This is a genomic window from Microbacterium wangchenii (assembly GCF_004564355.1).
Classification (GTDB): Bacteria; Actinomycetota; Actinomycetes; order Actinomycetales; family Microbacteriaceae; genus Microbacterium; species Microbacterium wangchenii.
Window position 1 is genome coordinate 2587873 of sequence record NZ_CP038266.1, and the last position, 26151, is coordinate 2614023.

At 71.2% G+C, this 26151-nt stretch carries 25 protein-coding genes; 14 read left to right on the forward strand and 11 right to left on the reverse strand.

Annotated features, from left to right (window positions below; genetic code table 11):
- Window positions 1-28: 28 nt before the first annotated feature.
- From nrdE to nrdH, 3 genes are read right to left on the reverse strand one after another with little or no spacing between them, the layout of a single operon-like run.
- Entirely contained in the window at window positions 29-2128 is a 2100-nt protein-coding gene (gene nrdE / locus E4K62_RS12470) for a class 1b ribonucleoside-diphosphate reductase subunit alpha (protein WP_135071337.1), read from the reverse strand.
- Window positions 2129-2178: 50 nt separating this feature from the next.
- The gene (gene nrdI / locus E4K62_RS12475) at window positions 2179-2619 is read right to left on the reverse strand and encodes a class Ib ribonucleoside-diphosphate reductase assembly flavoprotein NrdI (RefSeq protein WP_135067903.1); all 441 of its coding nucleotides are present in this window, start codon (window positions 2617-2619) and stop codon (window positions 2179-2181) included.
- Between the two features lie 28 nt (window positions 2620-2647).
- Complete coding sequence (gene nrdH, locus E4K62_RS12480) at window positions 2648-2881, reverse strand: glutaredoxin-like protein NrdH (RefSeq protein ID WP_135067905.1); 234 nt, start codon at window positions 2879-2881, stop codon at window positions 2648-2650.
- Between the two features lie 395 nt (window positions 2882-3276).
- On the opposite strand from nrdH, the gene E4K62_RS12485 reads away from it, so the two are divergent.
- On the forward strand, window positions 3277-4482 hold the full coding sequence (locus E4K62_RS12485) for an MFS transporter (protein WP_135067907.1): 1206 nt from the start codon (window positions 3277-3279) through the stop codon (window positions 4480-4482).
- 25 nt (window positions 4483-4507) lie between these two features.
- Here E4K62_RS12485 and E4K62_RS12490 read toward each other — a convergent pair whose 3' ends face one another.
- Window positions 4508-4912 (reverse strand): pilus assembly protein CpaE, encoded by a 405-nt coding sequence (locus tag E4K62_RS12490; RefSeq protein ID WP_135067909.1) that lies wholly within the window; start codon window positions 4910-4912, stop codon window positions 4508-4510.
- Between the two features lie 62 nt (window positions 4913-4974).
- Between E4K62_RS12490 and E4K62_RS12495 the strand changes: the two genes are divergently transcribed.
- From E4K62_RS12495 to E4K62_RS12510, 4 genes are read left to right on the forward strand one after another with little or no spacing between them, the layout of a single operon-like run.
- Entirely contained in the window at window positions 4975-5730 is a 756-nt protein-coding gene (locus tag E4K62_RS12495; protein ID WP_135067911.1) for an alpha/beta fold hydrolase, read from the forward strand.
- A gap of 47 nt (window positions 5731-5777) precedes the next feature.
- The gene (locus E4K62_RS12500) at window positions 5778-6941 is read left to right on the forward strand and encodes an acyl-CoA dehydrogenase family protein (RefSeq protein WP_135067913.1); all 1164 of its coding nucleotides are present in this window, start codon (window positions 5778-5780) and stop codon (window positions 6939-6941) included.
- A gap of 40 nt (window positions 6942-6981) precedes the next feature.
- Complete coding sequence (locus tag E4K62_RS12505) at window positions 6982-8253, forward strand: DUF445 domain-containing protein (protein ID WP_135067915.1); 1272 nt, start codon at window positions 6982-6984, stop codon at window positions 8251-8253.
- Window positions 8254-8281: 28 nt separating this feature from the next.
- The gene (locus tag E4K62_RS12510; protein ID WP_135067917.1) at window positions 8282-8746 is read left to right on the forward strand and encodes a SixA phosphatase family protein; all 465 of its coding nucleotides are present in this window, start codon (window positions 8282-8284) and stop codon (window positions 8744-8746) included.
- A 165-nt stretch (window positions 8747-8911) separates the two neighbouring features.
- Here E4K62_RS12510 and E4K62_RS12515 read toward each other — a convergent pair whose 3' ends face one another.
- Window positions 8912-9910: a LacI family DNA-binding transcriptional regulator gene (locus tag E4K62_RS12515; RefSeq protein WP_135067919.1), complete on the reverse strand. Its 999-nt coding sequence runs from the start codon at window positions 9908-9910 to the stop codon at window positions 8912-8914.
- 148 nt (window positions 9911-10058) lie between these two features.
- Here E4K62_RS12515 and E4K62_RS12520 point away from each other — a divergent pair, with 148 nt between their 5' ends.
- The 4 genes from E4K62_RS12520 to E4K62_RS12535 all read left to right on the forward strand — a co-directional run bounded on the left by E4K62_RS12520 (window position 10059) and on the right by E4K62_RS12535 (window position 15284).
- Window positions 10059-11297 carry a sugar ABC transporter substrate-binding protein gene (locus E4K62_RS12520; RefSeq protein WP_135067921.1) on the forward strand — a complete coding sequence of 413 codons (1239 nt, stop codon included), beginning with the start codon at window positions 10059-10061 and terminating at the stop codon, window positions 11295-11297.
- A gap of 26 nt (window positions 11298-11323) precedes the next feature.
- A complete protein-coding gene (locus tag E4K62_RS12525) occupies window positions 11324-12433 on the forward strand; it encodes a carbohydrate ABC transporter permease (RefSeq protein WP_135067923.1) in 1110 nt (369 codons plus the stop codon).
- 107 nt (window positions 12434-12540) lie between these two features.
- Window positions 12541-13356, forward strand: coding sequence for a carbohydrate ABC transporter permease (locus tag E4K62_RS12530; RefSeq protein ID WP_240742892.1), 816 nt, complete (start codon window positions 12541-12543; stop codon window positions 13354-13356).
- Entirely contained in the window at window positions 13353-15284 is a 1932-nt protein-coding gene (locus tag E4K62_RS12535) for a glycogen debranching N-terminal domain-containing protein (RefSeq protein WP_187270464.1), read from the forward strand. Before E4K62_RS12530 ends, E4K62_RS12535 begins: the two co-directional genes overlap by 4 nt.
- A 352-nt stretch (window positions 15285-15636) precedes the next feature.
- Here the strand turns inward: E4K62_RS12535 and E4K62_RS12540 are convergent, their stop codons facing one another.
- Complete coding sequence (locus tag E4K62_RS12540; RefSeq protein ID WP_135067927.1) at window positions 15637-16500, reverse strand: endonuclease domain-containing protein; 864 nt, start codon at window positions 16498-16500, stop codon at window positions 15637-15639.
- 320 nt (window positions 16501-16820) lie between these two features.
- On the opposite strand from E4K62_RS12540, the gene E4K62_RS12545 reads away from it, so the two are divergent.
- Window positions 16821-17939 carry a baeRF11 domain-containing protein gene (locus E4K62_RS12545; protein WP_135067929.1) on the forward strand — a complete coding sequence of 373 codons (1119 nt, stop codon included), beginning with the start codon at window positions 16821-16823 and terminating at the stop codon, window positions 17937-17939.
- On the opposite strand, the gene E4K62_RS12550 is transcribed toward E4K62_RS12545, so the two are convergent.
- Window positions 17936-18412: a YbaK/EbsC family protein gene (locus tag E4K62_RS12550; protein ID WP_135067931.1), complete on the reverse strand. Its 477-nt coding sequence runs from the start codon at window positions 18410-18412 to the stop codon at window positions 17936-17938. The two genes, E4K62_RS12545 and E4K62_RS12550, sit on opposite strands and share 4 nt — an antisense overlap.
- A gap of 85 nt (window positions 18413-18497) precedes the next feature.
- On the opposite strand from E4K62_RS12550, the gene E4K62_RS12555 reads away from it, so the two are divergent.
- Window positions 18498-18932, forward strand: coding sequence for a pyridoxamine 5'-phosphate oxidase family protein (locus E4K62_RS12555; protein ID WP_167747787.1), 435 nt, complete (start codon window positions 18498-18500; stop codon window positions 18930-18932).
- Between the two features lie 162 nt (window positions 18933-19094).
- Complete coding sequence (locus E4K62_RS12560) at window positions 19095-20171, forward strand: Glu/Leu/Phe/Val dehydrogenase family protein (protein WP_135067935.1); 1077 nt, start codon at window positions 19095-19097, stop codon at window positions 20169-20171.
- Between the two features lie 58 nt (window positions 20172-20229).
- Here E4K62_RS12560 and E4K62_RS12565 read toward each other — a convergent pair whose 3' ends face one another.
- The 4 genes from E4K62_RS12565 to E4K62_RS12580 all read right to left on the reverse strand — a co-directional run bounded on the left by E4K62_RS12565 (window position 20230) and on the right by E4K62_RS12580 (window position 24125).
- The gene (locus E4K62_RS12565; RefSeq protein WP_135067937.1) at window positions 20230-20970 is read right to left on the reverse strand and encodes an acetolactate decarboxylase; all 741 of its coding nucleotides are present in this window, start codon (window positions 20968-20970) and stop codon (window positions 20230-20232) included.
- Window positions 20971-21067: 97 nt separating this feature from the next.
- Complete coding sequence (locus E4K62_RS12570; protein ID WP_135067940.1) at window positions 21068-21793, reverse strand: ThuA domain-containing protein; 726 nt, start codon at window positions 21791-21793, stop codon at window positions 21068-21070.
- The gene (locus tag E4K62_RS12575) at window positions 21790-22914 is read right to left on the reverse strand and encodes a Gfo/Idh/MocA family protein (protein WP_135067942.1); all 1125 of its coding nucleotides are present in this window, start codon (window positions 22912-22914) and stop codon (window positions 21790-21792) included. Before E4K62_RS12575 ends, E4K62_RS12570 begins: the two co-directional genes overlap by 4 nt.
- Window positions 22911-24125 carry an ROK family protein gene (locus E4K62_RS12580; protein ID WP_240742688.1) on the reverse strand — a complete coding sequence of 405 codons (1215 nt, stop codon included), beginning with the start codon at window positions 24123-24125 and terminating at the stop codon, window positions 22911-22913. Before E4K62_RS12580 ends, E4K62_RS12575 begins: the two co-directional genes overlap by 4 nt.
- 84 nt (window positions 24126-24209) lie before the next feature.
- Here E4K62_RS12580 and E4K62_RS12585 point away from each other — a divergent pair, with 84 nt between their 5' ends.
- Both E4K62_RS12585 and E4K62_RS12590 read left to right on the forward strand, forming a co-directional pair.
- Window positions 24210-25001: a sugar phosphate isomerase/epimerase family protein gene (locus tag E4K62_RS12585; RefSeq protein ID WP_240742689.1), complete on the forward strand. Its 792-nt coding sequence runs from the start codon at window positions 24210-24212 to the stop codon at window positions 24999-25001.
- Window positions 24998-26098 carry a Gfo/Idh/MocA family protein gene (locus E4K62_RS12590; RefSeq protein ID WP_135067944.1) on the forward strand — a complete coding sequence of 367 codons (1101 nt, stop codon included), beginning with the start codon at window positions 24998-25000 and terminating at the stop codon, window positions 26096-26098. The genes E4K62_RS12585 and E4K62_RS12590 overlap by 4 nt, the downstream gene beginning before the upstream one ends.
- Window positions 26099-26151 lie beyond the last annotated feature (53 nt).

Here is a 26151-nt window from a genome sequence, read left to right on the forward strand (position 1 = left end):
TTTCTTCTCTCGAATCCTGGTCAGCGCGTCACAGCGTGCACGAGACGCATTCGCTCATGTCGGTGCCCTCGAGGGCCATCTGGCGCAGCCGGATGTAGTAGATCGTCTTGATGCCCTTGCGCCAGGCGTAGATCTGCGCCTTGTTGATGTCGCGCGTGGTCGCGGTGTCCTTGAAGAACAGCGTGAGCGACAGGCCCTGATCCACGTGCTGCGTGGCCGCGGCGTACGTGTCGATGACCTTCTCGTAGCCGATCTCGTACGCGTCCTGGTAGTACTCCAGGTTGTCGTTCGTCATGAACGCCGCCGGGTAGTACACGCGCCCGAGCTTGCCCTCCTTGCGGATCTCGATCTTCGCCGCGATGGGGTGGATCGAGCTCGTGGAGTTGTTGATGTAGGAGATCGACCCGGTCGGGGGCACCGCCTGCAGGTTCTGGTTGTAGATGCCGAACTGCTGGATCGACGCCTTCAGCTCACGCCAGTCGTCCTGCGTGGGGATGTGGTGCCCGGTGAACATGCTCTTGACCTTGTCGGTCTTGGGCTCCCACACCTGCTCGATGTACTTGTCGAAGAACTCTCCGCTGGCGTAGGTCGAGTCCCAGAACCCGTCGAACGTCGTGCCGCGCTCGATGGCGAGCTTGTTCGAGGCCCGCAGGGCGTGGAACAGCACGGTGTAGAAGTAGATGTTCGTGAAGTCCACACCCTCCTCCGAGCCGTAGTAGACGTGCTCACGGGCGAGGTAGCCGTGCAGGTTCATCTGTCCCAGGCCGATCGCGTGCGAACGGTCGTTGCCGGCCTCGATCGAGCGCACCGAGCGGATGTGGCTCTGGTCGCTGACGGCGGTGAGCGCGCGGATGCTGGTCTCCACCGTCTGCGCGAGGTTGCCGCCGTCCATCGCCAGGGCGATGTTGAGCGAGCCGAGGTTGCACGAGATGTCCTTGCCGATCTGGTCGTAGGACAGGTCCTCGTTGAACGTCGTCGGCGTGTTCACCTGCAGGATCTCGCTGCAGAGGTTGGACATGTTGATCCGGCCCTTGATCGGGTTGGCCTTGTTCACCGTGTCCTCGAACATGATGTACGGGTAGCCCGACTCGAACTGGATCTCGGCGAGGGTCTGGAAGAACTCGCGCGCGTTGATCTTGGTCTTCTTGATGCGCGGGTCATCCACCATCTCGCGGTACTTCTCCGTCACGGAGATGTCGCCGAAGGGGACGCCGTACACGCGCTCGACGTCGTAGGGCGAGAACAGGTACATGTCCTCGTCGTTCTTGGCCAGCTCGAACGTGATGTCGGGCACGACCACGCCCAGCGACAGCGTCTTGATGCGGATCTTCTCGTCGGCGTTCTCACGCTTGGTGTCGAGGAACCGCAGGATGTCGGGGTGGTGGGCCGACAGGTACACCGCGCCCGCGCCCTGACGCGCGCCGAGCTGGTTGGCGTAGCTGAAGCTGTCTTCGAGGAGCTTCATCACGGGGATGATGCCGCTGGACTGGTTCTCGATCTGCTTGATCGGAGCGCCCGCCTCGCGGATGTTGGACAGCAGGAGGGCGACGCCGCCGCCGCGCTTGGACAGCTGCAGCGAGGAGTTGATGCCGCGCGAGATCGACTCCATGTTGTCTTCGATGCGCAGCAGGAAGCAGCTGACGAGCTCGCCGCGCTGGGCCTTGCCGGCGTTGAGGAACGTCGGGGTGGCCGGCTGGAAGCGGCCGGAGAGGATCTCGTCGACCAGGCTCAGCGCGAGGGTCTCGTCGCCGTCGGCGAGGGCGAGACCGGTCATCACGACGCGGTCTTCGAACCGCTCGAGGTAGCGCTTGCCGTCGAAGGTCTTCAGCGTGTAGCTCGTGTAGTACTTGAAGGCACCGAGGAACGTCTCGAACCGGAACTTCTTGCCGTAGGCGAAGTCGTTGAGGCGCTGGATGAACTCGAACGAGTACTTCTCCAGGACGGCCGGCTCGTAGTACTCCTTCTCCACGAGGTAGTCCAGGCGCTCCTTGAGCGAGTGGAAGAACACCGTGTTCTGGTTCACGTGCTGCAGGAAGTACTCCCGAGCGGCGCGCTTGTCGGCGTCGAACTGGATCTTGCCGTCCGCGTCGTACAGGTTGAGCATCGCGTTGAGGGCGTGGTAGTCCATGCCGTCGAACCGCAGGTCGGCCTTGAAGTCGTTCGCGGTCAGTGCCGCCTCTAGTGCTGATTCCACCATCGTTCCAATCCTTCGCTGACGCGAGCGACGTCGTCGGGTGTGCCGAAGAGCTCGAGCTTGTACAAGTGCGGCACGGAGCACTTGCGGCTGATGATTTCGCCGGCGAGGCCGAAGTGCTCGCCGAAATTCGTGTTGCCCGCGGAGATGACTCCGCGGATGTTGCTGCGGTTGCCGGTGTCGTTGAGGAACCGGATGACCTGCTTGGGGACGGCACCCTTCTCGACGCCGCGCCCCTGACCCCCGCCATAGGTGGGGGTCACGAGCACGAACGGTTCGTCGATGGTGAGGGGAGCGTCGGTCGCGTGGAGCGGGATCCGCACCGCCCGCATCCCGAGCTTCTCGATGAAACGCGCGGTGTTGCCCGACACGCTCGAGAAGTAGACCAGGAGCGGGACTTCGGTGGCGGTCACGACAGAACTCATGACGACGGCCCCTGAGCCGGTCGGAGGGTCAGGCCAGGCGGGAGGCGAGTTCGTCGATCTTGTCGGGACGGAAGCCGGACCAGTGGTCCTCGTCCGTGATGACGACCGGCGCCTGGAGGTAGCCGAGAGCCTTGACCTGCTCGAGGGCGGCGGCATCCTGAGACAGGTCCTGCACCTCGTATTCGATGCCCTTCGAGTCCAGCGCGCGATAGGTCGCCGTGCACTGCACGCACGAAGGCTTGGTGTACACCGTGATGGCCATGATTACCCGTTTCTCCCCTCAAGGACCTGGTTTCCCGGAGTACTGCTGTCCCGGGAGCTCAATACTACATATGGGTGCCGACATTGGAAGGCACCACAAGGGCTAGTAGTTACATTCGTGTAGTTTTCCACCGCTCTCCCCAGATACAACACATGTTGTCCACCGTTTCATCCACAGGCGCGGCACCGTTTCCGGAGCCGGAAAAGCCCTGAATCCCGCTCGTTTCCCCGACCGCGCCGGGATCTGTCCACAGGCGCAAAGGTAGAGCGGGCCTCCGACATCCGGACTTCTGTGGAATCCGCGCGCTCGGCGTGTCGCGTGTCGCACGGAGCGGGCCCCGCTCCGACGCCCGGGACGTTCGCCGCGGCGGGGCGGAATGGGTACCGTGGGATGTCGTGGCTGGCTACCGGGATCTCCTGCGCACGCGCGGCGTCGCGCGGATCATGACCGCACAGCTGGCTGCCCGCTTCCCCAACGGCATGACGAGCCTGGCCGTGCTGCTGCACGTCGAGCGGGTGACCGGCTCGTACGCCGCCGCGGGCCTGGTCCTGGCGGCGACCTCGATCGGCCAGGCCGTGGCCGGGCCGGTCACGAGCCGCTGGATGGGCCGCTGGGGCATGCGACCGGTGCTGATCCTGACCCTCGCGGTGTGCGCGCTGGCGATCGCCGGACTCGCACTGCTGCCCCTCCCCGTGCCCGGTTACATGGCGCTGGGTCTCATCGCGGGGTTGTCCACCCCGCCCGTCCAGTCGGCGGTCCGCACGATCTACCCGAAGATGGTGACCTCCCGCCAGTTGACGCCGCTGTTCTCCCTCGACGCGTCGCTGCAGGAGATCATCTGGATCGTCGCGCCGGTGGTCATCACGTTCGTGGCCACCCAGATCGGCACCCTCGAGGCGCTCCTCCTGATCGTGGCGATCCTCGTGGGCGGCGGCAGCTGGTTCATCCTGTCGCCCGAGGTCGGACGCGTGCGCATCCCCCGCAGCCGCCGCGGATTCGGACGGGTGCTGCTGAAAGCGCCGGTCCTGCTGGCCACCGTGGCCGGGTTCCTCCTGATCGCGGCGTGCTCGGCGGTCGAGGTCGGCGTCGTGGCCACGTTCGGCCACTCCGGCGCTGCGGCCGGCCTCGTGCTCGCCGTCTTCTCGGTCGGCAGCCTCGCCGGCGGCCTGACGTTCGGGCACATCCCGATCGGCCCGTGGGCCATGGCCCGGCGCCTCACGATCGTGGCCGTGGGCCTGGCCCTGGCCGTCTTCGCCCTGGACGTGTGGTGGCTCGGCGGCACGCTCTTCCTCGCCGGCATCGGGATCGCCCCGGCCCTGGCGGTCATCTTCGCCATCACCTCCGCGAGCGTCCGCTTCAGCGAGACCGCCGAGGCGTACGGCTGGATCGGCACCGGACAGCTCATCGGGGCTGCCGCCGGGTCGGCCGTGGCCGGCTTCCTCATCGACGGCGTCGGCCCGCAGGGCGCCTACGTCGCGGCGGCCGGGTTCGCCGCGGTGGGCGTGCTCGTGGCGGTCGCGTGCGTCCGCGGGTTCCCGGACCTCCGCGAGCGCGACGCCAGCCCGATCCCCGACACCGAGCCGGTGTCCACCATCACGTAGGTCAGCCGGCCTCGGGCGGGGCCGCTCACGCCATCCGTGCGAGGAGCGCGAGCACGGCGAGCGCGTAGGCGTCGGCCGGCTCGGGATGCTGGAACGTGCGGCGCTCACCGGCGAAGACGATCTCCACCTCGTGGGTGTCGGGGAGCCGGCGCAGGTGCCGGAAGGAACCGCGCAGCATCTCGCGGAGCTGACTCTCCGAGGGCAGCCACAGCGCCTCCTCGAGGGCGACGGAGTCCAGCGCCCACTCCGTGGTGCCGTTGAAGGCGAGGATCGTGCCGGTGGGATAGGAGCGGGGCTCGATCGTCATGTCGCTCACGGTGAAGACGTCGGCGTCGAACTCCGGCTCGTCCAGCTGGAACCGGTCGCCCGAGCGCGGCCGCCACTCGAGGCCCGCCTCGCGGAGGGCGCGGGCCGCCTCGGTCGAGATCATCCCTCCATTGTGTCCGCCCGGGTCGGACGGGGGGCCGTGCCGGCCGTGAATAGCATGGGGAGATGACCTTCGCCGTGACCCTCCCCCGCCTCACGTGGGGCGATTCCTCGGCGCCCCGCCGCGCCCTCCTCATCCACGGCCTCGGTTCCAACGGCGCCCTCATGTGGCGCTACGGCGCCGCCCTCGCGGAGGCGGGCTGGCGGGCGGATGCCGTCGACCTGCGCGGGCATGGCACCGCCCCGCGCGCGCTGGACTACCGGATCGACGCGTACGCCGCCGACATCCGCCAGACCCGGCCCGCTGACGCCGACGGGTGGGACCTCGTCATCGCGCACTCGCTGGGAGGCGCTGCGGCCACCGTCGTCGCGGCGGCGGACCACGGCTGGACGCGGCGCCTCGTGCTGGTGGACCCGGCGATCCACCTCGCCGCACGCGACCGGGAGATCGTGCGCGAGAGCCAGCAACGCGCCTTCGCCGACCCCAGCATCGCGGCCGTGCGGGCAGAGCACCCCGCGTGGCACCCGCAGGACATCGAGCTCAAGGCCCTCTCCGCGCAGCAGGCCAGCGCGTGGGCCGTGGAGCAGACGAGCCTGCAGAACCCGGACTGGGACGTGCGCCCCGCCGCCGCGCGCCTGACGTGCCCGACGCACATCATCGCCGCCGACCCCGCCGTGTACTCGATCTTCTCCGGCGCGCTGGCCGAGGAGGTGCGGCAGAACCCCGTCGTGACGATGTCGGTGATCACCGGGGCCGGCCACTCTCCGCACCGGGACAAACCGGAGGAGACGGTCGCGGCGCTGATGGCGGCGCTGGGCTGACCCGCCCCGACCGGCCCGAGCATCCGGCCGCGCGGGACAATGGGGGCATGACGGCAGCGTTCGACCCGGCCCAGATCCTTCCCGACGACCTCCTCGAGCGCATCCGCGAGCGCACGGCCGTGCACGACCGCGAGAACACCTTCCCCGTCGACGACCTCGACGAGCTGCGGGATGCCGGCTACCTCGCGATCCTCGTGCCCGCCGATCGGGGCGGCGCCGGACTCGGCCTGGCGGAGGCATCCGTGCTCCAGCAGCGTCTGGCCACCGCGGCCCCGGCCACGGCGCTGGCGGTCAACATGCACCTGGTGTGGACGGGCGTGGCGAAGATCCTCCAGGACCGCGGCATCGACGATCTCGCGTTCGTCCAGACCGGCGCCGCCGCCGGCGAGGTGTTCGCGTTCGGCATCAGCGAGGCCGGCAACGACCTCGTGCTCTTCGGCAGCGACACCGCCGCCCAGCCCACCGCCGACGGCGGCTACGCCTTCACCGGCACGAAGATCTTCACCTCCCTCGCCCCGGTGTGGACCCAGCTGGGCGTCCACGGGCTGGACACCACCTCCCCCGACGCGCCCAAGCTCGTCTACGGATTCCTTCCGCGCACCGACGCCGTCCACACCCGGGACGACTGGGACACCGTCGGGATGCGGGGCACGCAGAGCCGCACGACGGAGCTTCGCGGGGCGATCGCCCCCGCCGACCGCATCGCCCGGCGCGTGGACCCGGGGCCCCAGCCCGATCCGCTCGTGTTCGGGATCTTCGCCGTGTTCGAGCTCCTGCTGGCCTCGGTGTACACGGGAGTGGCGCGCCGGGCGCTGGAGCTGGCGGTGGATGCCGCGTCCACGCGGCGCTCGAAGAAGACCGGGATGTCGTACGCGCAGGACCCCGACATCCGCTGGCGCGTGGCCGACATGGCCATCGCCTACGACGCGCTGCCGCCGCAGCTGGCCGCTCTCGCGGGCGACGTCGACGGGCTCGTGGACCACGGGCCGCGGTGGTTCTCGCTGCTGTCGGGAGTCAAGCACCGCGCCGTGACGACCGCCAAGCACGTCGTGGACGACGCGATGCTCGTCGCCGGTGGCTCGTCCTACTTCTCCCGCAACGAGCTGTCGCGGCTGTACCGCGACGTGCTCGCCGGCCTGTTCCATCCCTCCGACCCGGAGTCGGCCCACGCCGCAGCGGCGACGGCGTGGCTCGGCCCGCAGGAGCGCTGAGCGCGGCCCCCGGCGGGGACCCGCGTGCGAGGATGACCGGATGCAGTCCACACCGACGGCTCTGTTGAGCCCCGCCGACCAGGAGCGGCGCCGGGCCCTGCGCACCATGAAGGCGGTGGCCCTGGGGGCGCTGGTGTTCATGGCGATCGTGTTCGCGGTGTCGTTCCCGCTGCAGGAGCGGTATCCGTGGGTGCAGTGGGTGCGCGCTGCGGCGGAGGGCGGCATGGTCGGGGCGCTGGCGGACTGGTTCGCCGTGACGGCGCTGTTCCGTCATCCGCTCGGGCTGCCGATCCCGCACACCGCGATCATCCCGCGCCGCAAGGACGAGATCGGCCGCAGCCTGGGCGAATTCGTGGAGACGAACTTCCTCTCCGCCCCCGTCGTCCGCGGCAAGCTCGAGACGACGCCCATGGCCGCTCGCCTGGGCGCGTGGCTGGCCCAGCCCGCGCACGCCGAGCGCGTGTCGGCCGAGGCGGCCACCGCCGCCACCGCGGTGCTCAACGCGCTGAGCGACGACGATGTGCGCGACGTGATCGAAGACCTCGCCCGCGAGCATCTCATCGCCTCCGACTGGGGACCGTCGATCGGGAGCTGGCTGGACCGTGTGGTGGATTCGGGCGCGCACACCGGCGCCGTCGATCTCGCCGCGGACTCGATCGCCACGTGGCTCGCCGCCAACCAGGACGCCTTCAGCGGCCTCGTCTCCCGCCGCCTGCCGTCGTGGGTGCCCGGGGTCGCCCAGCGCCTCGTCGATGACACCGTGTACCGCCAGGCGCTGTCCTTCGTCGACGCGGTGCGCGACGATCCGCAGCATCCCGCCCGCGCCGCCATCGACCGCTACCTCGCGCGACTGGCCGACAACCTCCAGCACGACCCCGCCACGATCGGAAAGCTGGAAGACGCCAAGGCGACGCTGTTCGACAGCCCGCGTGTGCGCTCCCTCGCCGCCGAGGCGTGGCAGACCGCGAAGACGGGCCTGCTGACGGCGCTGCAGGACGCCGACAGCGGCCTGCGGCGCCGCGCCGTGCAGGCGGTGGCCGAGATCGGCGAGCGCCTCACGACGGATGCGTCGCTCCAGAGCCGCGTGGACGGCTGGGTCACCGACGCCGCCGTCTTCGTCGTGGACCGCTACCGCCATGACATCGCCTCGATCATCACGGAGACCGTCGAGCGGTGGGACCCCGCCGAGACCACCGAGAAGATCGAGCTCATGGTCGGACGCGACCTGCAGTACATCCGGCTCAACGGCACGATCGTGGGGGCACTGGCGGGAGCGGTGATCTTCACCGTGGCCACGCTCGCCCTGGGCTGAGCGCTACCCTGAAACCCGTGATGACGACATGATCCAGCTCGCCCTCGCGCGACACGCCAAATCGGACTGGGCCGACGCGTCGGTCGACGATCACGACCGTCCCCTCAACGCGCAGGGCCAGCGCGACGCACCCGAGGTGGCCCGCCGCGTGCTGCGCACCGGCGTGCGCCCCGAAGTCATCCTTACCTCCACCGCACTGCGCGCCCGCTCGACCGCGGAGCACTTCGCCGCGGCCTTCGACGCCGAGGTGCGGGAGAGCGAGGACCTCTACCTCGCGGATGCGGACGCCCTCCTGCAGGCGGCGCGCGACAGCGGCGCAGACGAGGTGCTCGTCGTGGCCCACGACCCGGGCATGAGCGAACTGGTCAGCGAGCTGGCCGGGCGCGAAGTGAGCATGCCGACTTCCGCCGTGGCGGTGTTCACGTGGGAGAGCGGCGGGTGGGATGCGGTGGGCACGACGCCGCCCGACGACGTCACGCTCACCACCCCGTAGCCCGGCGCACCACCCTGTAGCTCAGCGCACCACCCCGCCGTTCAAAACTCAGGAGATCCGCGCACTTCGGCTGAGTCGGGGCCACCACCGTCGGCGTGTCTCCTGAGTTCTGAACCGGAGCGGAGCTCAGCGCACCGCCGCTAGCTCAGCGCACCGCTCCCTGGCTCAGCGCACCACCAGGCGCGGTTCCACCAGCACGTGTGCCGAGCCGGATGCGGCGGGCCGCGGCGCGACGATGCTGCCGGTGGCGCCCATCAGCAGCTCCAGCGCGCCGGCGGCCACCTTCTCCGGCAGCTGCTCGACGCTGGAGAGTCCCAGCGCCTCGGCTGCGGGGGTGTTGTCGAACCCGACGATGGGAAGGTCGGGGCGTCCCGCCGCCACGGCGGCCAGATGCGCCCCCACCGCGAGCGAGTCGCTCGCGCACACGATCCCGTCCACCGCCTCCCCCGCTGCCAGGGCGGCGGCGACCGCCGCCCGTGCCGCGCCGACGCTCTCCTCCACCGCCCACCGAGGCCCGCCTCCCTCGGCCTCGCGCCAGCCGCGCTCGCGGTCATCACCCGTGCCCGACCCCTCCGGCCACCCCAGGAAGGCCACGCGCCCGCCCGCGGTGCGCTGCACGTGGCGCGTCGCAGCGCTCGTGCCGGCGGCACCGTCCACGTCGACCCACAGGTGCGCGGGCACATCGACGTCGTCCTCGCCCCACGGGCGGCCGAACGACACGAACGGCAGGCCGTGCTCGATCAGCCAGCCCGTCCGCGGGTCGCCGCGGAACGTGCCCGTGACGATGACGGCATCCACTTCCCCGCCCTCGCGGAGGTCGGCCAGGCGCGCCACCTCCTCCTCGGGCGAGCGCGCGGCGTACACCAGCACCCGCATGTCGCGATCGCTCGCCCGCTCGGTGAGGGCGTGCACGAACCGGTCCAGGACGACGCCGGAGATGCCGCCGGCGTACGGGTCGAGGTGCACGCCGATGGTCGAACTGCGCCGGGTGCGCAGCATCCGAGCCGCCGCGTGCGGTCGATACCCGAGCTCCGCGATCGCGCTCTCCACGCGCTCCCGCGTCTGCGGCCGAACGATATGCGGGGAGTTCACGACGTTGGACACCGTCTGGCGCGAGACGCCGGCCACGCGCGCGACGTCGTCGACCGTAGGGGCCTTGACCATCGCACCTCCTGCCGATCGTGTGCCTCTGCGCCATCCTAGGACGCTTCCTCCCGCGCCTTGACAGGGCGGATGCGGCATACGTACGGTGAGGGGACGACTGGGTTTGATCGTTCAAATCCCTCCATGGCTCATCGAAGGAGAGAGACACATGACACGGCACAGCACGCGCGTCTGGCTCGGCGCCGGGACGCTCCTCGTGACCGGTTCGCTCGCACTCACGGCGTGCGGTTCGGGATTCGACGACGGCGGGGGCGGCTCGGAGGAATCGGCCGACGGCGCGCTCACCGTCCTGATCGGCTCCTCCGGAGAGGCCGAGACCAGTGCGGTCGAGGAGGCCGTCGCGGCGTGGTCGGAGGAGTCGGGCGTCGAGGCGGAGGTGCAGGTGGCCAACGACCTGCCGCAGCAGCTGTCGCAGGGCTTCGCCGCGGGATCGCCGCCCGACCTGTTCTACCTCGCGCCCGAGGCGCTGGCCGGCTACGCGGAGAACGGGTCCATCCAGGCGTACGGCGACGAACTCGCCAACAAGGACGATTTCTACCCCTCGCTCGTGGAGAACTTCACCCTCGACGGCGAGTTCTACTGCGCCCCGAAGGACTTCTCCACCCTCGCGCTCATCATCAACACCGACCTGTGGGCCGAGGCGGGCCTCACCGACGCCGACATCCCCACCGACTGGGATTCCCTCGCCGCCGCTGCGCAGCGCCTGACCACCGACGGCCAGGTGGGTCTCGCGTTCGGCGCGGAGTACCAGCGGCTCGGCGCCTTCATGGCGCAGGCCGGCGGAGGGCTGCTCGTCGACGGCCAGGCCGTCGCCAACAGCCCGGAGAACGTCGAGGCGCTCACCTACGTCCAGAGCCACCTGACCGACGGCAGCTTCGCCTTCGCCGCCGACATCGGCGCCGGATGGGGTGGCGAGGCCTTCGGCACGGGGGCTGCCGCCATGGTCATCGAGGGCAACTGGATCACCGGCACGCTGACCAACGACTACCCCGACGTGAACTACACCGTGGCCGAGCTTCCCGCCGGCCCCGCCGGCCAGGGCACGCTGCAGTTCACCAACTGCTGGGGCATGGCCGCCGACAGCGCCGACCAGGACTCCGCGCTCGAGCTCGTCGAGTACCTCACGGGCACCGATCAGCAGCTGACCTTCTCAGAGGCGTTCGGCCCGATGCCCTCGATCGAGTCGGCCGCGGCCACGTGGACCGACGAGAACCCCGAACTCGCGGCCTTCCTCGCCGGAGCCGAGTACGCGCAGTTCCCGCCGACCATCGCCGGGGCAGCGGAGGTCATCTCCGACTTCAACGCGCAGCTGGAGTCCCTCGCCACCGGCGACCCGCAGACGATCCTCGACTCGGTGCAGTCCAACCTCGAGGCGATCGTCGAGTGAGCCGCATCCGCTGATCGGGCGCGGACATGACCGCTGTATCGACACCGTCCCGCCGCGCCGGGTCCTCCGGGATCCGGCGCGGCGAGGCGACCGCCGGATGGATCTTCACGCTTCCCGTGCTGATCATCCTGGGCGTCTTCCTCCTCATCCCCGTGCTGATGGCGCTGTGGGTGAGCTTCTCGGACTGGACCGGTCGCGGCAGTCCCTTCTCCGGCGACGTCAGCTTCGTCGGCGGTGAGAACTACGCCGCCATCACCACCGGCGGAGGGCTCGCCGAGCGCGACTTCGGCATCGCCCTGCGCAACAACGCGTGGTACGTGGTGCTGGTGGTCCCGCTGCAGACGGCGCTGTCGCTGTTCCTGGCGGTCCTGGTCAACGGGGCGGTCCTGCGCGGCCGCGGCTTCTTCCGCACGGCGTTCTATTTCCCCTCGGTCACCAGCACCGTGGCGATCACCGTGCTGTGGCTGTTCCTCTTCTCCACCTCCGGCGCGATCAACCAGGTGCTGTCGTGGATCGGCATCAACGGGCCGAACTGGTTCAACGAGCCCAGCGGCGTCGTCCACAACCTGCTCGGAGCCTTCGGCGTGCGCACCGGACCCGACGCCCTCACGCAGTCGGAGTTCCTCGGGGTGTCGTGGTGGGACTGGCTCGCCGGTCCCTCGGTGGCGATGTCGGCCTTCGTCCTGATGGCCGTCTTCACCACCTCGGGCACCTTCATGCTGCTGTTCATCGCCGCGCTGCAGAACCTCTCCGGCGACGTCGACGAGGCGGCCATGGTGGATGGCGCGAACGGATGGCAGCGCTTCTGGCGGGTCACGCTCCCCCAGCTCAAGCCGACCCTGTTCACGGTCCTGACCCTCGGCCTGATCGGCTGCTGGCAGGTGTTCGACCAGATCTACACCGGCACGCAGGGCGGCCCGGGCAAGACGACCCTCACCCCCGCCTATCTCAGCTACAACTCCGCATTCATCTCGCAGGAGTGGGGGCAGGGCGCGGCCATCGCGTTCGTGCTGTTCGTCATCATCGTGGCCTTCACGATCCTGCAGCGCTTCATCCTCCGCGATCGCCCGGTCTCCCGGCGCCGCGCCCGGCAGTACGAGGTGCGCCCGGCGGCGCGGAAGGGAACGACACGATGACCGCCGCAGCCACCGGCCTGCAGGCCGACGTGCTCATCGAGCAGGAGCAGACCGGCGGCGACCGCGGCCGCCCCGTCCGCCGGCGCCGCCTCCCCCGCAAGACGGTGATGTGGCAGATCGTCCTCTACGTCGTGCTCGCCGCACTCGCCGTCGTCTACATCTATCCGTTCCTCGTGCAGGTCGCCACGTCTTTCAAGACCAACGACGCCGCCGCCGTCGATCCGGTCTCCCTCATCCCCTCCCCATTCACATGGGCGGCGTACGAGCAGCTGTTCCTGCGGTCGGATTTCCCCACGTGGTTCGCCAACTCGGCCATCGTGACGATCCTCGTCACCCTGGGGCGGGTCTTCTTCAACTCCCTCGCCGGGTACGCGCTCGCGCGGCTGCGCTTCCGCGGCCGCGGGATCGTGTTCGCGGCGCTCGTGGCCGTCATGGCCGTGCCCACGGTGGTGCTCCTCATCCCGAAGTTCCTCGTCATCAACCAGCTGGGCATGTACGACTCCTATGCGGGCATGGTGCTGCCGTTGCTGGTGGATGCGGCGGGGGTGTTCATCATGAAGAACTTCTTCGAATCCATCCCGGCCTCCGTCGAGGAGCAGGCCCGGATCGACGGGGCCGGGACGTTCCGGATCTTCTGGTCGGTCGTGCTGCCGATGGCGCGCCCCGCCCTCATCACGATCGTGATCCTGTCGTTCCAGGGCTCGTGGAACGAGCTCAGCCACTTCGTCATCTCCACCCAGTCGCCCGAGCTGACCACCCTCACCAAGGGTGTGGCCTCACTCGCGAGCGGACAGCTCAGCCAGGGCAGCCAGTACCCCATCAAGCTCGCGGCCGCGGCCATCATGACGATCCCCGTCGCCGTGGTGTTCTTCATTTTCCAGCGCCGCATCATGAACGCCAGTGAAGGAGCCGTCAAGGAATGACCCGCGAGAACGAGGGCCTGCCGCATCCGCTGCAGCCCCTGCTTTCCGATGCCCTCATCGCGCTGCGCGCCCCGACCCAGGTGTGGTCGCGCGCCGGCGGCGACAGCGCGGCCGCGATCGACGGGATCTACCACGGCGACGTGCGTCACGTCCGGGGAATCGAGCTGTCGTGCGCGGAGTCGAGGATCGAGTGGATCTCGGTTGCGCCGGACGGCCCCGCCCGCATCGTCTTCGACGGGCTGCTGCGGGGCGTGGACGACGCCACGCCCGACCCGAAGGTGCGGCTCACGCGCGATCGGCGCGTGGCGGCCGGGCGGATGCGCGAGACGCTCACGGTGCGCTCGCACGCGCCGCACGCGGTGTCCATGACGCTCGCACTGCGACTCGTCCCCGACTTCGCGCTGCTGCACGAGGTGAAGTCGGGCGCGCACGCCCCGCGCACGGCGGAGATCGCGGTGTCCGGCACCGCTGCCACGGTGCGCACGGCGAGCGCCTGGTTCGAGGTGGCGGCACCGGGCGCCCACCTCGCCGCCGAGGGTGGCGTCGTCGTGGCGACGTGGACGGTGGACCTCCCACCCCGCGGGGAAGCCGTGCGCGAGTGGGCGGTCGAGCTGCACGACGAAACGCTCGTCGTACAGGCGGCAGCCGGGCCCGGGACGTGGGCCGCGGCGGCGGGCGCTGTGGGGGCGCCGGCCGCCACGGCGGGCGATCCGCGGCTGGGGCGCTGGCTCGAGGTGGCCCTCGGCGACCTCGACGCCCTGCGCCTCGCGCTGCCCGACGCACCCCGTGACGAGTTCTTCGCCGCGGGTGCGCCGTGGTTCTTCACGCTCTTCGGACGCGACTCGCTGTGGGCGGCGAGGCTGACCCTTCCGCTGGGCACCGACATGGCCGCATCCACTCTTCGGGTGCTGGCGCGTCTGCAGGGCACGCGGGACGACCCCGCCACGGCGCAGGAGCCGGGGAAGATCCTGCACGAGTTGCGGGCGTCGGCGATCCAGCTGCCGGGCGAGGGCATCGTGCTGCCGCCGCAGTACTACGGCAGCGTGGATGCCACGCCGCTGTGGGTCTGCCTGCTCGCCGATGCGTGGCGGGCCGGCATGCCCGACGCCGAGGTGCGCGAGCTCGTGCCGGCGCTGCGCCGCGCGCTGGCCTGGATGCGGGAGTCCGGCGACAGCGACGGCGACGGGTTCCTCGACTACATCGACCGGATGGGGACCGGTCTGGCCAACCAGGGGTGGAAGGACTCCGGCGACTCCATCCAGTGGCGCGACGGCACCCTGGCCACCGGTCCGATCGCGTTGTGCGAAGTGCAGGGCTACGCGTACGAGGCGGCGCGCGGCGGGGCCGACCTGCTGGAGGCGTTCGGCGACGACGGCGACGATCCGGCGGGCCTCCGCGCCTGGGCCGCCGATCTCAGGGCGCGCTTCGCGGGGGCGTACTGGGTGGAGACCCCCGAGGGCCGCTACCCCGCCGTCGCGCTGGATCGCGACAAGAACCCCGTCGACACGCTCACGAGCAACATCGGGCACCTGCTGGGGACGGGGATCCTCGAACCCGACGAGGAGGCGCACGTGGCGGGGCTGCTGCTCGGGCCGACGATGTCCAGCGGCTACGGCATCCGCACGATGTCGACGCGGGCCGCCGGCTTCTGGCCGCTGTCGTACCACGGCGGCAGCGTGTGGGTGCACGACACCGCGATCGCGATCAACGGGATGCTGCGCGCAGGCCTGCGGGACGCCGCCGTTCAGGCCGTGGACGGGCTGCTCGCGGCCGCCGAGGGGTTCGCGTACCGGGTGCCCGAGCTGCACGCCGGCGACGCCGCATCCGAGAGGTCCGTGCCCGCCCCCTACCCCGCGGCCTGCCGCCCGCAGGCGTGGTCGGCGGCGGCGGCGGTGACCTGCCTCCAGGTGCTCACGGCCGCCGGCTAGACCAACACCGCCGCGCCGCCGGGCGCCGCCGGCGGGCGCGGTCGTCCATCGCCGTTCGAAACTCAGGAGATCCGGGCACTTCGGCGCCCCCGGCGACCCCGCCGGCGGCGTGTCTCCTGAGTTTTGAACCGCCGCGCGCCACCACCGCCGAGCGGCCTCCGTCCCCACCGCCGGCGGCTGGCAGTGAACCGCCGTGCCGCGCCGCCGCCCGTCGCCCGGCTTCGCCGCCGGGCCGTGCCTGGCCGCGTTCAAAACTCAGGAGATCCGGGCACTTCGGCGCTCCCGGCGGCCCCCGCCGACGGCGTGTCTCCTGAGTTTTGAACCGAAACGGATGCCGCGAACAACCCGGGCTTCAACGGCGACGCGGCGCCGGCCCACGTTCCAGCAGGCCGCGAAGGGCCGCGAGCACACGGTCGGCGTGCCACATAATGTCCTCGGCGATCGGCCGGTAGGTGCAATAGCCGAGCGCGGCGGCCGCCTGATCGCGGCGGAGGTCGGCGCGGCGCGCCTCCCAGCTGGAGTGGTGTTCTTCACTGTCGCACTCGATGATGAGCCATCCGGCGACGACGAAGTCCACCCGCCCCACGCCTCGGATCTCCACCTGGACGTCGAAGGAGCATCCGACCCTGCGGAGGAGGAGACGCATCAACGACTCGGGTCCGCTCCCTGCCCGAGGATCCAGCATCCGTCGCAGAACCCGGTATCGGCGAGGAAGGTGAGCGAACAGCTCGCCGAGTTCGTCATCGCGGATGACACCCAGGCGAAGCGCCGAGTCCAGCGTCGCGACAGCCGCCCGCGGCTCCTGGCATCTCACCGCATGAAGGACCGCATCGAAGGGCTCGACGGCGCACGCCCGCGGATGCGGGTGCCGCACCGGGCCGTCCCAATGGCGGAACACCTGCGTGCCGACGGTCCGCATCCGACCCGCGTTCACGGGGAGGTGGACGTGCACCTTGGACGCGCTGAGGACGAAGACGCCGCGGCGGCGCAACTCCGACACGCAGGTGAGGCGCCCTCCGACGCGCGCGGCTGTTCGCAGGTCGGCGTCGTCGGTCGGCAGGAGGTAGACGCCGTTGCGCGCTCGGACGAGCTCGTCGCGCCGGACCGCCGCGGTGATGGCACGTCCGGTCCAGCCCTCGGCGAGGAGATCCGCGCGGGAGCGGGCGAACGGGACGGGTGCGGGGGCGAAAGCGTGAGGTCGACCATCCCAGGGCATGCCGCCACCCTGGTCCGTCGAGGTACTCACCGGCCGGCATCCGGCGCGGGTGTGCACAGATGGCGGCGATCGGCGCCTGGGGAGGAGAGGTCGCCCATCCGGGCCTGTTCAAAACTCAGGAGACACGCCGCCGCCGTGGTCGTGGACGGGGCCCGAAGGCGGATATCTCCTGAGTTCTGAACGCGTCGGCGAGAACAGCAAGCCCACGAGAGCAGCGCGAGCCGCGCCGGATGGACCGCGCCGGAGCGAGGCATGAGAACGCTCCTCCCCCGGGTCGCAAGGGTCTGGCCCGGCCCACGGCTCGCGCCTAACCTCGGGGCATGCTCCCCCGAGACCTCCCCGACAACGCACAGCTCCTGAACCTCATCGAGGCGCGCACTCCGGGCAGCGTCAGCCTGGTGATCGGCTCCTCGCCGCTGCAGGCCGACCACGACCGGGCCCGGATCGCCCTGCGCGACGCGATCGACGAAGCCGCCCGGCGGCTCGAGGCGGTCGAACTCCCCCGCGGCGCACGCGCCGCCACCGTCGAACGGCTGCGCGAGGCCCTGCAGGACGACGAACTGTGGGCGAACCAGTCCCGCGGCATGCTCATCCTCGCCACCCCCGACGAGATCCAGTGGTACCGGCTGCCGTTCGAGGTGAGCGACGACGTGTCCGTCGGCGATCGCTTCGACCTGCGGATGCTGCTGCGTGCGCGCTCGGACGCCTCATCCGCGTACGTCCTGCAGCTCTCTCGGGGCCTGGTCCGCCTCACCGAGATCGCATCGGGCACCGACCTCGTCGAGCATCCGCTGCACCTCCCCGACGACCACGACCTGATGCTCGAGCACGCCTCCAACGACGGTCGCGCCGACCGCCTGTCCGCGCAGGGGTCGGACGGCGACCGGCCCGAGCGGGAACGCTTCTGCCGTGCCGTGAATGGTGCCGTGGTGAGCGTCATCCCTCGCCACGCGCTCCTGATCCTCGCGGTAACCGATGACTTCCGGCCGGCGTACCGCGCCGAGAACACCCACTCCCTGCTGCTGGACGACGAGATCCCGGCGCATCCGGAGTCGCTCGCCGACCAAGAGCTCGCCGACCGCGCCCTGGAGGTGCTCCGCCTCCGCCGCGAGCGCAAGGTGGCGCAGTGGAAGGAGCGGTTCGGCACGCTCCGCGCGCAGGAACTCGCGACCTCGCGCGTCTCACAGGTGGCCGCCGCGGCCGCCGCTGCGGCGATCGAGGAGCTGCGGCTGGATCAGGATGCCGAGCGCTCCGGCACCATCGACGAGTACGGCCGCGTGCACTCCGGCGGCGACGGATCGTTCCTCCTGCTCGACCTCGCCGCCGACGTGCTCCGCACCGGCGGCACGGTCATGGCCGTTCCACGGGAGGAGCTCACCGACGGTTCGCCCGTGGCGGCGATCCTCCGATTCCCGGTGCCCTCCCCCACCGGCGGCTAGTCGACCTTCGCCACCGTCCCGGCCGTCAGGCGCACGAGCTCGTCGAAGCTGAGCGGGAAGATCGTGTGCGGGGTGCCGCCTGCCGCCCACAGTTGCGGGAAGGCGGCGAGTGCCTCGTCGACGATCGTGGTGAGCGGCTGCGGATGGCCCGTCGGCGCGACCCCGCCGATGGCCTGACCCGTCGCCTGCCTGACCTGCTCGGGGGTGGCCCGGTCGATCGACGCGCGTCCCAGCCGGGCTGCGAGCGCCGCGGTGTCGACGCGATGCGCCCCGCTGGTCATCACCAGCAGCGGCTCTCCGTCGCTGACGAACACGAGGCTGTTGGCGATGGCGCCGACATCCACCCCCAGGGCCGCCGCGGCCAGCGCAGCGGTGGATGCCGCATCCGGCAGGACGACGAGCTCGCCCTCGATCCCCTCCCCCCGGAGGCGCTCGGCGACCAGGCGGCTGCGGGCGGGAAGATCCACGGTCATCCGTCCAGATTAGGGGCGGTGTCGGAGGCTCGCGCTACCGTCGAGCCGCGGGATGTCGCCGAGGACCCCGCGGGAGGAGGAGTCCGTGTCCGAGGTCATCGATCCCCACAACCCTGCCCACGCGAAAGCGCTGCAGCTCCTGCAGGAGCGCATCATCGCGTGGTTCACGACCGTGGATGCGGCGGGGCGGCCGCACGCGGTACCCGTGTGGTTCTTCTGGCACGACGGTCGTGTCATCGTCTTCAGCGAGGCCGACACCGTCAAGGTGAAGCACGTGCGCCGAGGCTCCCCCGTGCTGGTCCACCTGGACACCGGCCCGTTCGGGAGCGAGGTGGTGATCCTGCGCGGCACCGCCACGATCTCCGAGCGCGACGCCGCGTCGTGGCTGGCGGAGTTCGGGGAGGGCTACGAGAAGAAGTACGCCGCGGCGATCGCCGACTACGGGGTGCCGCTGGAGGGCATCGCCGCGACGTTCTCGACCGCCATCGTCTTCACGCCGGAGCGCCTGCAGACGTGGTGATGCCGTAGGCGAGCGACTCGCAGCGCGCCGTGACGCGGGTACCGCTCGCGCGCACCGCCCCTCCCCTTCGCGACGGCACCCGGGCACAATGGATGCGGATGCCGCACACCCGCCGCATCCGATCGCCCACGGCCCACGAGGCCTGCCGGAAGAGGATCGACGATGACTCCCGTTCTGCCCCTGCCCGATTTCACCCACGAGCGCGTGGAGGTGAGGACCGGGGAGCGCAGCGGACTGTTCCTCGCCGTCGCCCTCCACTCCTCCGCGCTCGGACCCGCTCTCGGCGGCGCACGCGTGTGGACGTATCCGCACTGGAGCGACGCGCTGGGCGATGTGCTCCGCCTGTCGGCGGCCATGACCCTCAAGAATGCCGCAGCGGGCCTGGACGCCGGTGGCGGCAAGGCCGTCATCGGTCTCCCCGAGGGAACCGTGCTCGATGCCGAACGCCGGCGCGCGGCCTTCCTCGATCTGGGCGATGCCGTGGAGTCGCTCGGCGGGCTCTACCGCACCGCCGAGGACGTGGGCTCCACCGCCGACGACATGCTCGTGGTGCGCGAGCGCACGGCGTCGGTGGTCGGGCTCCCGGATGCCGCGGGCGGCTCGGGCGAGCCGGCCGGACCGACCAGCGTCGGGGTCTACGAGGCGCTGCGGGCGTGTCTCGAGCGCGTGACCGGGTCGCCCGAAGTGACCAACCGGCGGATCACGATCTCCGGGCTCGGCCAGGTCGGCAGCCGCCTGGCCGTCCGCCTGTCGGCCGAGGGCGCCGTGCTTCACGTCACCGACGTCAACCCGGCGAAGCGTCACCTCGCGGCGGAGCTGGGCGCGACCTGGGTGGCTCCCGGCGAAGAGCACCTCGTCGCCGCCGACGTTTTCGTTCCCGCCGGCATCGGCGGGCTCCTCACCGAGGAGGTCATCGACGCGCTGCACGCCCAGGCGGTGTGCGGTCCGGCGAACAATCCGCTCGCCGACCGCTCAGGAGCCGAGCGGCTCGCCGGCCGCGGCATCCTGTACGCCCCCGACTTCGTCGTCAACGCCGGCGGGGTGATCTACCTCGACGCCACGGACAAGCACGCGGGCGATCGCGCACAGATCATGGCGCGCGTCGCGGCCATCGGCGACACCGTGCGCCGCGTGTTCGACGAGGCCGAGGCGCGCGGGGTCAGCCCGCTCGCCGCCGCGGAAGCCGTTGCGGCGGAACGGCTGAGCGCCGGAGCGTCCCGCAGCGCGCTCGTCGGCTGACGGTCCCGGTGACGGGCGGCCCGGGCGGGCAAGACCGGGCCCGCCGCGCGGGGCCGGGTCACGCTTCGCGCGCGGCGCCGCCCTCCATGGCCACGATGCGGTGGTCCTGGTCGTGGCTGAGGGGCGTGCGGAGGAACACGTCGTCCGTGGGCAGTCGCAGGTCGAATCGCCGATACGCCGCCACCCGGAGGCTTCCCTTGGCCAGGCTCGCCTCGAGGACGTGACCGCCGACGAGGCGGTCATCGGAGAGGAAATGCAGGTGCAGGCCGGCGACGGCGATGCCCTGGTAGATGGCTGGTGCCCAGAATCCCAGGAGGGTGCCGGCGCATTCTTCGAGCACCGTCTCGACCTGGTCGCGCGTCGCCTCCGCCAGCGACGGGAACGGGGTCCTCCCCCGCCGCGGCACGCGGACGCGGACAGCGGCGAGGACGCCGTCGATGCGCACCGCGTGGAAGAGGTTGCGGCTGACGAGGTGCTCTTCGATCGCGGCGGTGAGAGCCGCCAGGTCGGTTCCGCTCACGTCGACGGGCGCCATCTCCGGGAAGCGGCACACCTCGAAGAACGGGAGCGTCTCGGAATCGTCCATGGCGCGTGGCGGGGCCTCGTCCGTGCACTCGACGAGGTCGCCGTCGAGGAGGACCACTTCGCCACCGAGTCCGTCGCAGCATCCGATGCCGAAGTTCCCCAGCTCTCGTGCCTGCGGGGCGGGGAGACCGGTGGTGTACGCCGCGGCCAGGAGCGCATCCAGCACGGCGTACTGGATGATCGCGTCGGAGGAGATCGGGGCATCGGAGCTCATGCGACCGAGGCTACGCCTGGGGATGGTCACGGGGCAGGAGGCCCATGCCGTTGGGCACGAGCCTCCTGCGCGCGGCGTGCTCGTGCCGTGACGCCGCTCACGCGTGCGTGCGCGGCGGGTTGGTCACGGCGGGCAGCACGCGCATGGAGTCGCCCGGATGCGCCCACCGGACGCCGTTGGCCAGCACGCGCCGGATCTGCGGGTGGTGGTAGACGGGATACTCCTGGTCTCCGGGCGAGAAGTAGAAGACCCGTCCGCGTCCGCGCCGGTACGTCATGCCCGAGCGGAACACCTCACCGCCGGAGAACGACGACACGAACACGAGCTCGTCAGGGGCCGGCACGTCGAAGAACTCGCCGTACATCTCCTGCCGCTCGATCCGCAGCGGCTGCTCGATGCCCTCGGCGATCGGGTGGCCCGGCGCGACCGTCCACACCAGCTCCTGCTCCCCGTCGTTGCGCCACGCGAGGGAGCACGTGGTGCCCATGAGCCGGATGAAGATCTTCGAGAAGTGCGCCGAGTGCAGCACGAGGATCCCCATGCCCGAGAGCACGTGGCGGTGCACGCGCTCGACGACGGCGTCGTCCACGGCATCGTGGGCCATGTGCCCCCACCACAGCAGCACGTCGGTCGCGGCGAGCGCCTCCTCCGACAGCCCGTGCTCGGGGTCGCGCAGCGTCGCGGTGCGCACCTCCACCTCATCGCCGAGGTGCTCGCGCAGCCCGTCGGCGATGACGGTGTGCATACCGTCGGGGTAGATGGCCTGCACCGACGCGTCGACGCGCTCGTGCTCGCCCTCGTTCCACACGAGCACCCGGATCATCGCGCCACCTCCGCCTCGACGTCCTCGACCGCGACTTCGCGGCCTTCCGCGGCCGACCGGTAGCACGCGTCGATGATCGCCGCGCGTCGCGCCGCCTGACTGCCGTCGCTGGCCGCCCACAGCGCCGGCGTCCGGATGGTGCGGATGAACTCGTCCACGACGCCCTGATGTCCCGCGGGCTCGCCGCCGGGCAGCACGCGGTCGGCGACCGCGTCGGTCGTCCCCGCGTACAGGGGGACGTCGGTCGCCGGCGCGTAGTCCACGACCCGCAGTTCGGCACCGCCCTCCGTGCCGTACACGACGAAGCCGAACTCGTCGCCCTCGGGCCGGTACGACGCCCAGCTGGTGTCCAGCGCGACGGATGCACCGCCCTCCAGCCGCAGCAGCACCGTCGCGAAATCCTCGACGTCGAACGCGGAACCGGTGAACTGCTTGCCGCCGGTGGCCGCATCCGGCCCGCCCAGACCGCGCGGACCGAACTCGGCGTGCGTCACCGCCGAGGCCGACAGCACGCGCGGCTCGCCCATGAGGTCGAGGACGGCGTCGATCATGTGCACGCCGATGTCCACGAGCGGACCGCCACCGGCCAGCTCACGGCTGGTGAACCAGCTCCCCAGCGCCGGGATCCCCGAGCGACGCAGCCACGAAGCGCGCACGTGGTAGATGCGGCCGAGGGCGCCCGAGGCCGCCTCCGCGGCGAGCGCGCGCACGTCGCCGCGCTGCCGGTGGTTGAACGCCACCTGCAGCACGCGGCCGGACGTCCGGGCGGCCGCGACCATCTCCGCCGCCTCCGCCGCCGAGCGGGCGATGGGCTTCTCCGAGAGTACGTGGATGCCGCGCTGGAGCGCCGCGATCGCGATCGGGGCGTGCAGGAAGGTCGGGACAGCGACGCTCACGGCATCCAGCGGCGTACTCGAGAACAGCTCCTGCCAGTCGGCGACGGCGACGGGGATGCCGAACTGCTCGGCCAGCTCGGCACGCGGTCCGTCCTCCAACCCCGCGATGGCGACCAGATCGACGTCCGGATTCGCCGCGTACGCCGCGATGTGCTGCTGGCCGGCCCAGCCGAGGCCGACGACACCGACGCGCAGTGGAGTGGAGGCGGAGGATGTGGGTGTCATGCGGATTCTCCTCGGGGGACGGTCGGATGGATGAGGCGATGGATGCTGTCGGGGGCGAGCACCGCGCGGGACGCGAGGATCGCCGCCCCGCGCGCCCCGGCGTTCTCGTCGGCGCGGGCGGGGACGATCTGGAGGTTGCGCGAGGCCAGCGGGGTGGAGCTGCCGTAGACGACTTCGCGCACACCGGCGACGAGGTGCTCGCCGGCACGCGCGATGGTGCCCCCGATCACGATGACGGACGGCCCCAGCAGCGTCACGACCGTGGCGAGCACCGTCCCCAGTTCGCGCCCCGCCTGACGCACGGCGTCGATTGCGGCACGGTCGCCGGCGAGCACGAGGGCGACCACGTCACGCGCCGAGCGCGCGGGCGTCCCCGCCTCGCGCAAGGCGGCGGCGAGGGCGGCGCCACTGGCGACGTCCTCGAGCTCGCGGCGCTCCCCGGCGGGGCGCACGTCGCCCGGCGACCAGGGCACGATGACGTGGCCGAGGTCTCCGGCCGATCCGCGTGCGCCGTGCTGGAGCAGTCCGCCGGCGATGATCCCGGCTCCCACTCCGGTGGAGATCTTGACGTAGACGAGGTCGTCGACGTCGGGCCAGGATGCGGCGTGCTCACCGAGGGCGAGGACGTTGACGTCGTTGTCCACGAGCACGACGGCCGGGATGCGCTCAGCGATCAGCGCCGGGACGTCGACGTCGTGCCAGCCCGGCATGATGGGCGGATGCTGCGGACGGCCCAGAGCGTGGTCGACGGGCCCGGGAAGACCCACGCCCACAGCGGCGACGTCGCTCACGGTCAGCGACAGCTCGGCGAGGAGGGCCACCGCCATGTCGACCACGGTGCCGAGGACCGCGGCGGGGCCGCCGGCGATCTCCAGCGGCACGGTGCGGGCGGCGAGGATCTCCTCCGCGAGGTCGCAGACGGCCACCGTGGCATGCGTGGCGCCGAGATCGATCCCGAGCACCACGCGGGCGCGCGGGTTGAAGGCGACGCGGGTGGCGGGACGCCCGCCCGACGATCCGGCGGGCGCCGCAGCCACGACGAGGCCGGCCGCGACGAGAGCGTCAACGCGGGCCGCGACCGTCGAGCGCGACAGGCCCGTGAGCGCGCCGATCTCGGCCCGCGTGCGCGGGAGGCCGTCCAGCAGCGCCTCCAGCACGTCACCGGGGCCCGGCCCGGCTGCCCGGGTACGCCTCGTCAGATCACCCGTCACCCTTTTGAGTAAAGCACAGCCCTCTTCTGTGCGGGACGGTCAAAACTTCTGCTTGACGGGCGACGGAAGTGTGCCAGGCTGGGCATGCCCGACGACGAAGGAGTCATGATGTCGACGTCCGCCCCCTCGGTCCAGCTGTACACCGTTCGCGAGGCCCTCGCCTCTGACCTGCCCGGCACGCTCGATGCCCTCGCCGCACTGGGATTCACCCTGGTGGAGCCGTTCGGTCTCCCCGACATGGTGGACCGCCTCGGCCCCGAGCTGAAGCGTCTCGGGCTGTCCGCGCCCACGACGCATGCCGGCTTTGTCGACGCCGATGCCGCGGGCCGGGCGCGCGTGTTCGACGCCGCCGAGAAGATCGGCGTGCGCACCGTGATCGACCCCTTCATCCCGCCGGAGCGCTGGCAGTCGGCGGACGATGTCCGCGAGATCGCGGCGCGTCTGGACGCCGCCGCGGGCGAGGCCGCCGATCGCGGGCTGCGCGTCGGCTACCACAACCATGCGCACGAGCTGGCGTCCACCATCGACGGCGTACCGGCGTTGGAGTTCTTCGCCGGCATCCTCGACGAGCGCGTGGTCCTCGAGGTCGACACCTACTGGGCGCTCGTGGGCGGAGTCGACCCGGCAGGTCTCCTGCAGCGGCTCGGCGAGCGCGTCGTCGCGATCCACGTCAAGGACGGCCCCGTGCCCGGGGACGTCGCGGATCAGACCCCTCTCGGCCAGGGATCGGTGCCGATCCGCGACATCCTCGCCGCCGCGCCGAACGCCCTGCGGGTTCTCGAGCTGGACGAATCGCGCATGCCGCCGCTGGACGCCCTGGCCGAGAGCCTGCAGTATCTGCGCACACTCGAATCCGACGCGGAGTCGGCCCGGTGACCGGCCGCACGGGACCTGTCGGCGTCGGCGTGATCGGCGCGGGCGTCATCAGCGACCAGTACCTGGGCAACCTGACGCGCTTCCCCGACGTCCAGGTGCGCGCCGTGGCCGACCTGGACGTCGCGCGGGCCGCGGCGAAGGCGCAGCAGTACGGTGTCCCGGCCGCCGGCACCGTGGACGAGCTCCTGGCCGACGATGACATCGAGATCGTCGTGAACCTCACGATCCCCGCCGCGCACGTCGAGGTCGCCGAGCGCGTCCTGGCCGCGGGGCGTCACGTGTGGACGGAGAAGCCCCTCGCCCTGAACCGCACAGCCGCTGAGGAGGTCGTCGCCGCCGGCGAGGCCGCCGGGCTGCGCGTGGCCAGCGCTCCCGACACGTTCCTGGGCGCGGGCATCCAGTCGGCCCTGCGACGCATGCGCGCCGGCGAGCTGGGCGACGTGCACAGCGCGCTCACCCTGATGCAGTCGCCCGGCCCGGAGTCGTGGCATCCGAACCCCGATTTCCTCTTCCAGGCGGGAGCCGGCCCGCTGTTCGACATCGGGCCCTACTACCTGACCGCGCTCGTCCAGTTCTTCGGGCCGATCTCCCGCGTGCAGGCGGTGGCCACCACGGCACGGCAGGAGCGCATCATCGGATCGGGCCCGCGAGCCGGCGAGCGCTTCGCCGTCACCGTGCCCACGCACGTCTCGGCGCTGTACGAGTTCGCCGGCGGCGCGACGGCCTCGAGCATCTTCAGCTTCGACACGCGGCAGGGCCGCACCTTGTTCGAGCTGTCGTCCTCGGATGTGACCCTCGCCATCCCCGACCCCAACATGTTCGAGGGCGACCTCACGATCGTGCGCGAGGACGCCACCGACACCGTCCCGGCCGAAGGCGCCTCCGCCGGACGCGGCATGGGCGTGGTGGAGCTGGCCCGCGCCATCCGCGCCGGGCGCCCCGAGCGCGCATCCGGGCGGCTCGCCCTGCACGTGGTCGACGTCATGCAGGCCACGATCGAGGCGGCGACCGCCGGCACCGCCCTCGGCGTGCACACCACCGTGACCGCCCCTGCCCCGCTCGAAGCGGACTGGGACCCGTTCGCGCGCACGTTGTGAGCTCGCGGCCATGCCGTCGCTCGTTCTCACCCCATCCCGCCGTTGTACCTACT

Coding starts and splice junctions, on each gene's coding strand:
- nrdE (WP_135071337.1), bottom strand. CDS start 2,128: ATGGACTACCACGCCCTCAACGCGATGCTCAACCTGTACGACGCGGAC.
- nrdI (WP_135067903.1), bottom strand. CDS start 2,619: ATGAGTTCTGTCGTGACCGCCACCGAAGTCCCGCTCCTGGTCTACTTC.
- nrdH (WP_135067905.1), bottom strand. CDS start 2,881: ATGGCCATCACGGTGTACACCAAGCCTTCGTGCGTGCAGTGCACGGCG.
- E4K62_RS12490 (WP_135067909.1), bottom strand. CDS start 4,912: ATGATCTCGACCGAGGCGGCCCGCGCCCTCCGCGAGGCGGGCCTCGAG.
- E4K62_RS12495 (WP_135067911.1), top strand. CDS start 4,975: ATGACCTTCGCCGTGACCCTCCCCCGCCTCACGTGGGGCGATTCCTCG.
- E4K62_RS12500 (WP_135067913.1), top strand. CDS start 5,778: ATGACGGCAGCGTTCGACCCGGCCCAGATCCTTCCCGACGACCTCCTC.
- E4K62_RS12505 (WP_135067915.1), top strand. CDS start 6,982: ATGCAGTCCACACCGACGGCTCTGTTGAGCCCCGCCGACCAGGAGCGG.
- E4K62_RS12510 (WP_135067917.1), top strand. CDS start 8,282: ATGATCCAGCTCGCCCTCGCGCGACACGCCAAATCGGACTGGGCCGAC.
- E4K62_RS12515 (WP_135067919.1), bottom strand. CDS start 9,910: ATGGTCAAGGCCCCTACGGTCGACGACGTCGCGCGCGTGGCCGGCGTC.
- E4K62_RS12520 (WP_135067921.1), top strand. CDS start 10,059: ATGACACGGCACAGCACGCGCGTCTGGCTCGGCGCCGGGACGCTCCTC.
- E4K62_RS12525 (WP_135067923.1), top strand. CDS start 11,324: ATGACCGCTGTATCGACACCGTCCCGCCGCGCCGGGTCCTCCGGGATC.
- E4K62_RS12530 (WP_240742892.1), top strand. CDS start 12,541: ATGTGGCAGATCGTCCTCTACGTCGTGCTCGCCGCACTCGCCGTCGTC.
- E4K62_RS12535 (WP_187270464.1), top strand. CDS start 13,353: ATGACCCGCGAGAACGAGGGCCTGCCGCATCCGCTGCAGCCCCTGCTT.
- E4K62_RS12540 (WP_135067927.1), bottom strand. CDS start 16,500: ATGCCCTGGGATGGTCGACCTCACGCTTTCGCCCCCGCACCCGTCCCG.
- E4K62_RS12545 (WP_135067929.1), top strand. CDS start 16,821: ATGCTCCCCCGAGACCTCCCCGACAACGCACAGCTCCTGAACCTCATC.
- E4K62_RS12550 (WP_135067931.1), bottom strand. CDS start 18,412: ATGACCGTGGATCTTCCCGCCCGCAGCCGCCTGGTCGCCGAGCGCCTC.
- E4K62_RS12560 (WP_135067935.1), top strand. CDS start 19,095: ATGACTCCCGTTCTGCCCCTGCCCGATTTCACCCACGAGCGCGTGGAG.
- E4K62_RS12565 (WP_135067937.1), bottom strand. CDS start 20,970: ATGAGCTCCGATGCCCCGATCTCCTCCGACGCGATCATCCAGTACGCC.
- E4K62_RS12570 (WP_135067940.1), bottom strand. CDS start 21,793: ATGATCCGGGTGCTCGTGTGGAACGAGGGCGAGCACGAGCGCGTCGAC.
- E4K62_RS12575 (WP_135067942.1), bottom strand. CDS start 22,914: ATGACACCCACATCCTCCGCCTCCACTCCACTGCGCGTCGGTGTCGTC.
- E4K62_RS12585 (WP_240742689.1), top strand. CDS start 24,210: ATGCCCGACGACGAAGGAGTCATGATGTCGACGTCCGCCCCCTCGGTC.